This is a genomic window from Eubacterium ramulus (assembly GCF_003122485.1).
Lineage (GTDB): Bacteria > Bacillota > Clostridia > Lachnospirales > Lachnospiraceae > Eubacterium_I > Eubacterium_I ramulus_A.
In genome coordinates this window covers 1-10,294 of sequence record NZ_JRFU01000036.1, presented here as the reverse complement: position 1 = coordinate 10,294, position 10,294 = coordinate 1, and the positions used below count along the sequence as shown (strand labels likewise).

Here is a 10,294-nt window from a genome sequence, read left to right as displayed (position 1 = left end):
TGCATCGTTGAGTGTACATGTGTCTTTGCCCAGTCCATAATGGTGCAAAGTTCTTTCCAATAATGTACTTTCTCATACGGCACAAATGCCAACGGAGCTCCTGTGATAATAAGTCCGTCGAACCATCGATCCTTTACCTGCTCAAATGTCGTGTAGAAAGACTCCATATGCTGCGTATCCACATGTTGTGGCGTATAGCTCGCAGTCTGCAGAAATTCTACCTTAATCTGAAGCGGCGTATTTGAAAGTTTCCGAAGTAGCTGATTCTCTGTAACCACCTTGGTCGGCATCAGATTCAGAATCAGTACATTCAGAGGACGGATATCCTGATGCATCGCCCGGTACTCCGTCATAACAAAAATATTCTCGCTTTCAAGAACGGCTGTAGCTGGCAGTGAATCCGGTATTTTAATCGGCATATCCTTTTCCTCCTTTTTCTAGTTTCAAGATTCTCCTTTGAATCTTGTAGAACTCTCCTTTGAGTCCCCGCAGATAGTTCTATTCTATCTGTTATCCATAAATAAATCAACACTTATTTTTTTCATAGTTCATGTATCACAGATGTTTAGAGGATGATCATGCCCACAAAAGAATTTATATTTCCTTCTTTAATGTATGTACCACTTTTACGATCAGTGGGATTACCATAGCGATCCACACCACCGGCTCAGCCCAGATAATGCCCCAGTATGCAAACACCGGCGCAAATACAAAGGCAAAAATAATTTTTCCCGCAAGCTCAATGCAGCTGGAAAATACCGGAATCACGCGGTCTCCAAATCCCTGCATGGAATTTCGCAAAATCACGATCACACCGCACACGATAATAAAGGACATATCTACTTTCAAATACATGCTTCCCCAGTAGATTACCTCCGCATCCGTGGTACTTGCCACAAACCGGATCAGCGCACCTTCCACCGTATGACAGATAATAAAAACTGCCACGCTCCAGATTGCCGCAATCAGCAAAGATGCCCGTATTCCCTGACGAATCCGGTCAAAACGCTTTGCACCGTAATTTTGTCCGCAGTAAGTCGCCATAGCAGAGCCAAGCACGCTCATCGGAAGGGACATGATCTCAAATACTTTTCGCGCCGCGGTATGTGCCACGATCACTGTCGTACCAAAGGTGTTGATGGCAGACTGCAGCATGATCGTTCCGATGCTTACCAGGCAGGACATTAATCCCATAGATAAACCACTTTTGTACATTTCCACAATCAGTTCTTTCTCCGGTCGAAAATCTGATTTTTGCAAATGTAAAATCGGGAATTTCCGGAAAATTCGAACAAAACATAAAACTACGGAAATTAACTGTGCCAGCACCGTTGCGTACGCCGCTCCCTGAACTCCCATATGAAATTCAAGAATAAACAAATAATCCAGTCCGATATTGCTGACCGTTGCCAGGATCAGGAACAATAACGGTGTCAGCGAATCTCCGATCGCACGCAATGTATTGGCACACAGATTATACAAAACCGTGGCAAACAGTCCCACGATCAGCACGCTGATGTACGCGTAAGACATTGCAAACTGTTCCTCCGGAACATTCAGCAAATGAAGCAATGGCTGCAATACAAACATCAAAACCACCACCAGAACCGCTGTGGTCAGTACACCAAGCTCGATTGTCATAGCAAAAGATTTTTTCAGCCGTTTCATATTGTCAGCACCAAAGCACATCGCTGTGATCAGGGAAAATCCTAATGTCAGACCATTTAAAAATCCGGTCATCAGCGTATGTAAGGTGGACACAGAACCAACCGCTGCCAGTGCTTCCGTTCCTAATGTACTTCCAACAATTTTGGTATCTACCAGACTATATAATAGCTGAAAAATATTCCCCCAGAAAATAGGGATGGAAAACAAAAGAATCTGTTTCCAAGGGGTTCCTTCTGTCAATGTTTTCGTTTTACCCATTTGTCATAACTCCTTTCCAAGAGTGTCGTGACAGACCCTCATACTGTTGTTTCTTATATTATATAAAATTCAACTCCGACAACTTATTTCTTACATTTTGGTAACCTTAGCAAGTATAAAGATTTATTGGACGAATTGCAAGTGAAATGTTACACTAATGTATAGTGTCCAGTTGATAATAATTTCCTTTTTTACACAAATTTTTGGTAAAAACCGGGAAAATCCACTTCTGGGAAAATGTAGTATACACAATCTACAAGGGGATAAATGAATGGATAAACAGAAAAACAAATATTATTACCTGAAAGGGATTAAGAATGGTATGCCGATCTGTCTCGGATATCTGGCAGTTTCCTTTACACTGGGAATCACTGCCCGCAATGCCGGTATGACAGCCTGGCAGGCGATGCTGACCAGTCTTGCCTGTAACGCATCCGCCGGACAGTATGCCGGATTTACGGTTATCGCCGCCGGTGGATCTTATTTTGAAATGATTTTAATGGAACTTGTGGCAAATGCACGTTATCTTCTGATGTCCTGTTCCTTAAGCCAGAAGTTTTCTTCGGAAACCGGGCTTTTACATCGTATGCTGGTAGGCTATGATGTCACCGATGAAATTTTCGGTGTCTCGGTCTCAGAACCTGGAAAACTGAATCCGTTTTACAACTACGGTATGATGACTGTGGCAATTCCGGGATGGAGTCTTGGAACATTCTTCGGTGTCATTATGGGAAACATCCTTCCGGCAAATATTGTCAGTGCGTTGAGCGTCGGATTGTATGGTATGTTTCTTGCTATCATTATTCCGCCAGCAAGAAAAAGCAAGGTTATTGCGGCTCTGGTCACCATCTCTATGGTTTCCAGCTACATATTCTCACGGTTACCGGTGATTTCCAATATTTCGTCCGGTATCCGCACGATTATTCTGACCGTGGTCATTGCAGGTATCGCAGCGGTGCTGTTCCCGGTAAAGGAGGAAGACGAACATGAAGCATAATATTTATATTTACATTCTGGTCATGTTTGCCGTGACCTACCTGATCCGTGTTTTGCCGTTGACGCTGATCCGGAAAGAGATCAAAAATAAGACCATTCGGTCGTTTCTGTATTATGTGCCTTATGTCACGCTGGCGGTTATGACGTTTCCGGCAATTATGGAAGCGACAAACAGTCCGCTTGCAGGACTTGCGGCACTGATTGTCGGAATCATTCTCGCATGGTGTGGACGAAGCCTGTTTCAGGTTGCGGTATTGTCCTGCGTGGTAGTGTTCGTGCTGGAATTATTTTTGTAATGTGGCTATACTTTAGGATTATGAAAGCGGACTCAGACAATCTTTCCTCGGCAAGCGATTGTTAGCTGCAGAGGTAAGATTGTCTGACTGGCGCTTTCACTAACTTATGTATTAATTACAAGAAACTATAAAAGTTCCTCTGCCATAGCGTCAAGTTCTTTCTCGTTTTCCTCACTCAGAGAAGACATAATTTTTACAGAGTGCTCAAGCCATGTAATCTCTTTGCTCTTCTCAAACATACCTGTCATCACACGGGCAGCTGTCGGAGCCCAGGAACCATTCTCAATCAGACCAATGGTACGTTTCTGATAATTACGCTCTGTCAGATGCTCAATAAATGTCTTCATGAACGGGAACACATCCCCATTGTAAGTTACAGTTGCCAGAACCAGTTTTCCGTAACGGAATGCATCTTCTACTGCCCCTGCCATATCCTCACGGGCAAGGTCACATACAACTACTTTCGGGCAGCCTTTTGCTTTCAGCTTCTCAGCCAGCAGCTCTGCTGCTTTTTTTGTATTTCCATAAACAGATGCATATGCGATCATAACACCTTCGGACTCTACGCCATAAGAGGACCAGATGTTGTATTTCTCAATATAATGTCCCAGATCTTCTGTCAGAACCGGGCCATGTAACGGGCAGATAATCTGAATATCTAAAGTTGCAGCTACTTTCAGCAGGTTCTGCACCTGTGCACCGTATTTTCCAACGATTCCGATATAGTAACGACGTGCTTCGCCATCCCAATCTTCCTCTACATCTAATGCGCCGAATTTTCCAAATCCGTCTGCGGAGAACAGGACTTTATCTGTGCTGTCGTATGTTACCATAACTTCCGGCCAGTGAACCATCGGTGCAAATACAAATGTCAGCTCATGTTTTCCAAGGCTTAAGGTCTCACCATTTTTTACTTCTACTGTTTTTCCGTCAAGGTTCAGTCCACGGAAGAAGTTTTTCATCATGGTAAATGTCTTTGCATTTCCAACGATCTGCGCATTCGGATATTTTTCTGCAAATACTTCGATATTTGCTGCGTGATCCGGCTCCATATGCTGAACAATCAGATAATCCGGTGTTGCGCCATCCAGCACGTTCTCGATATTTGCCAGCCATTCCTCACCGAAATTGCCATCTACGGTATCCATAACGGCGATTTTCTCATCACGGATCACATAAGAATTGTATGCCATTCCGTTCGGAACGATATACTGTCCTTCAAACAGATCCACTTCGTGATCATTTACGCCTACATAAATAATGTCCTCTGTAATTTTCATTGCGATACACTCCATATAATTTTTTACTTATTCATCTCACGGGCTTTTCCCACGATAATAATAGGGGATTAGTCCAAACTACTACGGGTTGCTTCTCATATTATAGCCAGAAATGCCAGCTAGCGCAACTCCTGCTCGAAAAATAATTGTTTTACAACTAATCTGTAATCAGACAGATGCTGCGCCTTCCGGATCTTTTTCTCGTACTTTTCCGTATTTGTAAAAGACCACGCCAGATAAAACCACAGTTCCTTCATTTTAAAAAGTACGTTTCGTTCCCCAGACATCTCCTGCGTATAGTCTGCAAGCAAACGTTCGTGAAACTCCCAGAGGCGTTCTTTGGAAAGTTTCTCAGTTCCCCGGATTTCGCCAAACAATGCTGGATTTGCCAGCACACCTCGTCCAAGCATTACGCCAGAAACATCCATCTGTTTCATTACCTGCTGATATTTCTCTTTATTGAAAATATCTCCATTGTACACAACCGGATTTTTTGATTTTTCCAGCGCATTCAGAAAACTTTCCATCCGCGGTGTGTTTTTGTAGTAATCCGTCTGTACTCTCGGATGAATGATCAGTTCTGACACCGGAAATTTATTGTATATATCCAGCAGATGTTCAAATTCTTCCTCATCTTCCATACCCAAACGGGTTTTTAGAGACAATCGGATATTGAGCTTACTGTACACTTCCTCCAGAAACTGTTCCAGTGCATCCGGTTTTGCTAAAAATCCTGCGCCCCGGTATTTTGTCACCACTGTGCGGGACGGGCAGCCCAAATTCAGATTTATTTCCTTATATCCCAGCTGTTCCAGTTCCTGCGCCGCTTTCAAAAAGATCTCCGCATTGTTTGCCATGATCTGAGGAACCAGCATAATGTCTTCATTATGCTCCGGCGCAATGTCCTTATATTCCTTCGGGCTGATGCTCCGATTTTGGTTCGGTGCCAGAAACGGCGAATAATATTTATCTGCTTTTTCAAAATAATCTGCCTGTGCATTTCGGTAAATATATCCGCCAATTCCCTCCAGCGGTGCAAAATATAAATTCATACTATAATATTACTCCATACGCTTCTCATTTGTTTTCTAATAGTTATGCTTCTTAAATCTGATATACCTTTGTCTCGTACGGCTCCAGTGCAACCTCGCCTTCGCTCTCTGCGGTTGTATACAGATCTGTCATCCGTGTTTTTAATGTGATATTCTGTTTTTCGCTACTGTAATTCAGTACAAAAATATACTTCGCATCATTTTTCTCACGTACAGCAATCTCACAGTCAGCCGGCAGCTCGATCAGCTCTTTCCACGGATCGATCACACCAGTGTACGTCAGAAATTCTGTCACATTCTGACGGGTAAATGTTCCGCCAAAGTGTAATGTATAGCCCTGCTGTGTGTTGGTGCGGATCAGCGCCGGACGACCTGCGTAATAATTGGATGTGTATTTTGCAAGCACTTCCACATCATCACCTGCCGCAGCCAGAATATCATTGAAAACACCGGTCTCAATCTCTTTACCATTCCAGTCCATGGATACCGGATCATCTGCCGGTCCCACGAAGGTAAATTCTTTTACATCGGTATGGCTTACATTTGTCAGTAATCCCGGCATCGGCTCCATCACGCAATGACCGTGTTTGTCTTTCTGTCCGGTACGCGCGCCGATGATCAGTTTTCCACCTGCTTTTACATACTCTTTCAGCACTTTTGCACGTTTCTTTGTCAAAATCAACGGATGCGGATAAATCAATACCGGATATTTTTTCAGTTCTTCCAGTTCGGTGCTGTCTTTCAAATAGAAAACATCCATCGGTGTGTGACTGAGCTGTGCTGCCACGAAAATCTCTTTTTCGCTCTTTTTCATCAGACGCTCATGCCATACATCCAGCTGTGCATCCCACACGTTATCATAATCTTTAACTAAAGCAAATGCTGCTTTGTATTCTGCGCCGGTCACGCCTTCAATCGCCTGTACCCGATGCCAGATGCGGTTTACTTCTGCCAGTTTACGGTTGTAGCGATTGTCGTAATCTAAAATTCCATGCCAGTAGATCTCGGTTCCTACTGTTGCGGTACGCCAGCGGAAGAAGCTTACATAATCAGCGCCGTGAGCGATACTCTGCATGGTCCATAAAGTCATCTGTCCCGGTTTCGGTGCCGGTGCTTCCATTCGTGTATTCCAGCCGTTTGCACCGGACTGCTGCTCCATAATACCAAAATGTGGGCAGATGGAACGCACTTCTGTCAGATTTTTACTCCATTTCCGGTCGTTGAGGTCATCAGAATGTTTTGGATCTTCGATCAGGCAGTATGCAAAGTTTGGATAGGAATCATAGGTCAGAACATCCAGACACTCGTCTTCCATCTTGTGGTTGTCCACATTGCCAAAAATACCGTTTGTGGTAATGAAATCTTCCGGTTTCTTGTATTTGCGGATGATATCGCTCTGCATTTTGCAGAAACGAATCGTGCTGTCAGAAATAAAACGATAATAATCTAACACCTGATGCGGATTTGTGGAATCATGCACGGTCGTACGCGGCACATAAATCTCTTTCCAGTTTGTATAAGTCTGGTTCCACACAATGGTTCCCCATGCCTCATTCAATGCATCCAGTGTTTTATATTTTTTCTTCAAAAATTCGCGGAACGCAAGGGTATCGCTCTCGGAATAAAACTCGTCCACTTCACAGTTTAACTCATTGTCAATCTGCCAGCCCACGATACACGGACGTTTGCCGTAATGTTTTGCCACTTTTTTGACAATCCGGGCGGATAATTCCTGATAAATCGGAGAATTGTAATTGTAGTGGCGGCGCATGCCATGATAAAATGGTGTGCCATCCAGACGACAGTTCAATACTTCCGGATATTTTTCCGTCAACCAGACTGGTGGTGTCGCTGTCGGTGTGCCAAAGATCACCTTCATCTGTTCCTCTTCTGCCACATCCAGAAATTCATCAAAAAATTCGTAAGTAAATTCCCCTTCGCGTGGTTCAATCTTGTTCCATGCAAATTCTGCGATTCGAATGGTAAAAATTCCATTTTCTTTCATGCGGCGAAGATCGTCACGCCACAGTTTTTTATCCCAATGCTCCGGGTAATAGCAGGTACCCAGTGAAAGTTTTTCCCATTTGAAATTTTGTTCCGCTCTCATAATAGCTTCTCCTTTTTCAATACATTACATCTCTTTGTTTCCACATAATACCAGATGAAAAATCAGTTTCTTACATCTAATATAATAATATAACCATTTCGGTCAGATACTATCATGATAGCATTTCAGAATGTAGAAAACAACAAAAAAACTGGAAAGCCTTTCAACTTTCCAGCGCCCCTGCCAAGAATCGATGCGACAGGATTTGAACCTGCGGTCTCCGCTCCGCTTCGGTCGGCTCAAAGCCAAGGTCCACAGGACCTTGTGAGCCCTCTGCGTCCCGAACGCAGCACTCTACCAAACTTTTTTCTGCACAAAAAAACTGGAAAGCCTTTCGACTTTCCAGCGCCCCTGCCAAGAGTCGATGCGACAGGATTTGAACCTGCGACCTCTGCGTCCCGAACGCAGCGCTCTACCAAACTGAGCCACGCATCGTTATTTTGTTTTCTGTAGTGCACCGCCGCGCTACTTGACATATAATACAGGAAAAGGTGTTGTTTGTCAACACCTTTTTTCATTATTTTCCAAAATAATTTTTTATTCCCTGTAATAAGCCTTCTGCCTGGTTATTTAAAGTACCGTCACTGTGATCGGAACATGCATTTCCAAGCTCGATATCGACAGATGGTATTGTACTGTAGGATGTCTGCGTCAGGTCAATGCTCATGCTTCCGCCGCCATTGATCTTACAGCCCTGTCCACGCAGTCCATCTACTAAAGATGCACCCAGCGCATTGTGCTGTTTCCAGTGAGAAGCCACCGGCTCCATCCCCTTGATTCCATCCGGTACGGAAATGTAAAAGCATCCTTTATCATAGCTTAATCCGTCACCGTCCCAATGTAAGGAAATATGACAGTCTGCTACATTATTGCAGATTACGGTTCGTGCTACATTATCAAGCTGTACGTCAGAGCCATCCCGCACCATCAGCACATCATAACCTGCTGCCAGCAGTTTATCCCGAAGGATTTCTGCCATGCGCAGCGTCACACTGCTCTCTGTTGCACCATCATTAAATGTCATGCCGCCGGAAACTGCCGTTGCTTTCGTTGCACCAGCTTCGGTACTTCCACCGGTTGTTTTGGCTGAGCCATCCGGGTGGCATAAAGTTTTGGCACTGCTTCCACCGGAAGTTCCATGTCCTGCATTGACACCAACAACGATTCCTTTTCGGTTTCCACTTGCTTTATACATGACAGCTGCCCCGGAATGGATCGCTGAATGATCTGCATACTGCCAGCTTCCATCCAGATAAATCTCCTGACGGTCAGCATAGCTTACCGGTGCACTCTGTGCCGGTTCCTGGCTGCTGTTGTCCTGAGTTGCTTCCTGTTCCGGTTCCTGAGTCTGTGTATCCTCTGTATTTTGTGATATATCGCCCTGCACTTCTTCTGATTCCGGAAGTTCCACCTGCTCCGGCTGTTCCTCTGACAGATCCGGTGTTTCTCCCTCTGAAATGCTTGTTTCTGCGCCAGTTTCACTTGTAACACTCTGTACATGATTGGAAGATACTTCTTTTTTTCCACAGGATGACAGTCCCACTGCCAATACTCCTGCAAAAGCTAATACCATTAATCTTTTTTTCATCATATATTATTTTTCCTGGCATCCCGGGCAATGTCTTGCCAGATGCTCATCGATCAACTGTTTTAAAGTTACGCTGTCTACATAATCAGAGATAACTTTATACATACCTTCCCAGAAACCTACCGTCGCACAGTCATGATAACGCTCACACTCGTTTTCCGGTGTTTCCAGACACGCGATCGGTGCAAAACTTCCCTCAATCGCACGTAAAATTTCTCCTGCTGTATATTTATCTGCTTTTCTGCTGAGACGATATCCGCCCTGTGCACCACGAACGCTACGCACCAGTCCGGCACGGTGCAGCGGTGTCACAATCTGCTCCAGATATTTGATGGAAATATTCTGACGTGCAGAAATGTCTTTCAGTGAAATATATTTTTCTTCGCCACCATTGACCCCAAGGTCAACCATTAGACGAAGCGCATATCTTCCTTTTGTTGATACTTTCATGTTGCTTCCTCCTTGCAATCTATACCATAGCTGTTCAGGATAGATACAATACTGTACCTTCCCTTTCCCTATGGATTCTGTAAAATAAATTTATTATATTTCATTATATTCCTACATGATATATAGTATTTATTTTAATATACTTTTCAAATTCTTGCAAGGCGGGAATTTGAAACAAAACAAAGCGCATGCCGTTACGCACACGCTCTGTCAGTTTTTTCTTTTTTAATATTTCTGTTGTTTAGTTATTCATATTATCCGTAATGTTATATTCTGCTTTCAGAGATACAATTTTCTGGTTAAACAGTGTATCCAGTGTCTCATATCCGGCAAATGTATTATCTCCGCTCGTGAAACTTTCATCATCTGACCACCAGCTCGCCTCTGGAACATCATAATCCATAATATCTGTATAAAGAGAACCATCACTGTACTGAATTATGTTGTGGAAGTTCACATAATAATACTCTATATCAGATGTTCCATTATTAGAAGTTAATTTATAAATCATATATAATTCATTCTGATTATAATAATAACCATCTGTTGATTGTGACATGCTCCCACCACTTAAATCACAGATTTTGAAGTGGGGGCTT

At 43.5% G+C, this 10,294-nt stretch carries 9 protein-coding genes, 1 tRNA gene and 1 pseudogene; 2 read left to right on the top strand and 9 right to left on the bottom strand.

The features are described 5' to 3' along the window. On the bottom strand, nt 1–419 hold a 419-nt coding region (locus LG34_RS03550), incomplete at its 3' end, for a homoserine O-acetyltransferase/O-succinyltransferase family protein (RefSeq protein ID WP_146190184.1). A gap of 175 nt (nt 420–594) precedes the next feature. Further along, nucleotides 595–1,926: an MATE family efflux transporter gene (locus LG34_RS03545; RefSeq protein WP_109214903.1), complete on the bottom strand. Its 1,332-nt coding sequence runs from the start codon at nt 1,924–1,926 to the stop codon at nt 595–597. A 271-nt stretch (nt 1,927–2,197) separates the two neighbouring features. On the opposite strand from LG34_RS03545, the gene LG34_RS03540 reads away from it, so the two are divergent. Together LG34_RS03540 and LG34_RS03535 are read left to right on the top strand one after the other, a co-directional pair. Next, entirely contained in the window at nt 2,198–2,923 is a 726-nt protein-coding gene (locus LG34_RS03540; protein ID WP_109214902.1) for an AzlC family ABC transporter permease, read from the top strand. Further along, nucleotides 2,913–3,218: an AzlD domain-containing protein gene (locus tag LG34_RS03535; RefSeq protein ID WP_109214901.1), complete on the top strand. Its 306-nt coding sequence runs from the start codon at nt 2,913–2,915 to the stop codon at nt 3,216–3,218. Before LG34_RS03540 ends, LG34_RS03535 begins: the two co-directional genes overlap by 11 nt. 125 nt (nt 3,219–3,343) lie before the next feature. Here the strand turns inward: LG34_RS03535 and LG34_RS03530 are convergent, their stop codons facing one another. The 7 genes and pseudogenes from LG34_RS03530 to LG34_RS03500 form a co-directional block, all read right to left on the bottom strand. Next, nucleotides 3,344–4,498, bottom strand: a complete 1,155-nt coding sequence (locus tag LG34_RS03530) for an FprA family A-type flavoprotein (RefSeq protein ID WP_109214900.1) — start codon at nt 4,496–4,498, stop codon at nt 3,344–3,346. Nucleotides 4,499–4,617: 119 nt separating this feature from the next. Then, complete coding sequence (locus tag LG34_RS03525) at nt 4,618–5,550, bottom strand: tRNA dihydrouridine synthase (protein ID WP_109214899.1); 933 nt, start codon at nt 5,548–5,550, stop codon at nt 4,618–4,620. Between the two features lie 52 nt (nt 5,551–5,602). After that, nucleotides 5,603–7,657 carry a beta-galactosidase gene (locus tag LG34_RS03520; protein WP_109214898.1) on the bottom strand — a complete coding sequence of 685 codons (2,055 nt, stop codon included), beginning with the start codon at nt 7,655–7,657 and terminating at the stop codon, nt 5,603–5,605. Nucleotides 7,658–8,018: 361 nt separating this feature from the next. Further along, nucleotides 8,019–8,092, bottom strand: a tRNA-Pro gene (locus LG34_RS03515). A gap of 82 nt (nt 8,093–8,174) precedes the next feature. Continuing rightward, on the bottom strand, nt 8,175–9,248 hold the full coding sequence (locus LG34_RS03510; protein ID WP_347486607.1) for an N-acetylmuramoyl-L-alanine amidase family protein: 1,074 nt from the start codon (nt 9,246–9,248) through the stop codon (nt 8,175–8,177). A 3-nt stretch (nt 9,249–9,251) separates the two neighbouring features. Beyond that, complete coding sequence (locus LG34_RS03505; protein WP_109214897.1) at nt 9,252–9,695, bottom strand: RrF2 family transcriptional regulator; 444 nt, start codon at nt 9,693–9,695, stop codon at nt 9,252–9,254. Between the two features lie 241 nt (nt 9,696–9,936). Further along, nucleotides 9,937–10,294: pseudogene (locus tag LG34_RS03500) on the bottom strand (hypothetical protein); the annotation flags it as partial.